Genomic DNA, 1,632 nt, shown 5'->3' on the forward strand with positions numbered 1-1,632 from the left:
AGCCTGGATCCACGGCTTGATTCTTCGTGTCATTTCTTGGTCCATTTCTTCGACGAGGACCGCTCCTGCAGGTAAAAGCCCAGTTCCGGGGCGTGTGGGATCCGCCGTGCTCTGGTCGCGGCTTGTCCGTGGGGCGGTCGGGTGTAGGGGCGGGCGCTGGAGCGGCGCGGGTGACCGGCGGAGGTCGTCGAGCGAGGCGGTGACCTGAGGTTGGGGCGGGTCAGGCCGTGCGGGCCGGTGGCGGGCGGTGGGTCGCGTGGAAGGCGTTGGTCCAGGCCTGTTGCCAGGGCCAGTGCTGGGGCAAGTGGAAGACCACGTGCCCGCGGCCGTGCCGGGCGACGCGGGCGGGAACGCCGACGAGCCGACGGCGCAGAGTGGCCCCACGGGCACGGCCGTACTGAGCGCCGGCCAGGCTACCGAGCGCGCGCAGCAGGTTGTGGCTGATCGCCGCCAAGGTGAGCCAGGCGGCGTTGGCGGCGAACTTCCCCGAGGGCAGATGTGCGAGCGGTCCGTCGATCAGGTCGGCGTTGACCTGCTCCTGCACCGCGTGATCACGATGCTGGGCTTCGGCCTGCAGCAGCGTATACGGGCTGTCGGTGAAGATCGGGTAGTAGCGCCAGGTGGGGAACAGTTCGTCCTGGCCGGCTGCGGCCTGCTCATTGAGCAGCCGGATCCGGCGCACGATCAGCCGGGCAGTGGCGGCCTTGCCCTTCTTACTGGTGAAGGCGGTGTAGGAGATCTCGGCCACCTCGGCGTCAGAGACCCAGCCGCCGGCCTGCTCATCGAAGACGGCGCGCGGATACTTGATGGGCGTCCAGGCATCCTCGCCGATGGCCGCGATCGCGGCCTTGACCTTGGGACCCAGCTTGGCGGTGATGGAGAAACGGGTGTCGTGATCGCGGCAGGCGGCCACCACCTCGGCGGCATAGAACGCGCTGTCGCCCCGCACCACCAGCGTGCCCGTCGCCCCGCTGGCGCGCGCCACCGGTATCGACTCGCGCAGCAGGGACGCGGCCCCGCGGGCGGAGTTGGCGCTGCCGCCGCGTAGCCGGGTTGCGCACACCACCGGCGCGGCCAGTGGCGTGGACAGCGTGGCGGCCAGCACGTTCAGCCCGCGCACCAGCACGCTCTTGCCCTGGATCTTGGTGTGGCCGAACCCTGAGCCCTGCTTGGCATACCCGTAGGTGCGCCGCTGCATCGAGTCGATGTCCAAGAAGGCCAGCACGTCCACGCCCGGCAGCAGCGGCGTGCGCCTGGCCAGGCTGACCAGCAACTCGCGTGCGCTCTTGTCCAACTGGCGGACGTTGCCCCAGGAGAAGGCGCGCAGGAACGAGCCGAGCGTCGACGGCGCGCGGATGCCGTCGAAGAGTTTGTCCATGCCGCCGTGGCGCAGCATGTCCAGGTCGTCGATGCTGTCGGCCCCGCACATCATGCCCGCCACGATCGAGGCGACCTTCGCGGGAGCGTTGACCCCGTCGGCGGCGGCGATGGCCACGTGCTCGCCGACCAAGGCCTCCAGGCCGCACCGCTCGGCCAGCCGCATCGCCGGGGCCAGCCCGCCGTATGCGATCACGTGCTCGTCATCGAAGATCGCGTCGGTCTTGGCCGAGTCGTGGAAGAATTGCACTTACG

General features: G+C 69.9%; 1 protein-coding gene. It reads right to left on the reverse strand.

The features are described from left to right. Window positions 1-220: 220 nt before the first annotated feature. A complete protein-coding gene (locus tag EJK15_RS69155) occupies window positions 221-1,627 on the reverse strand; it encodes an IS1380 family transposase (protein WP_138720899.1) in 1,407 nt (468 codons plus the stop codon). Window positions 1,628-1,632: the final 5 nt, after the last annotated feature.

The sequence above is a fragment of the Nonomuraea basaltis genome (assembly GCF_005893125.1).
GTDB classification, from domain to species: Bacteria; Actinomycetota; Actinomycetes; order Streptosporangiales; family Streptosporangiaceae; genus Nonomuraea; species Nonomuraea basaltis.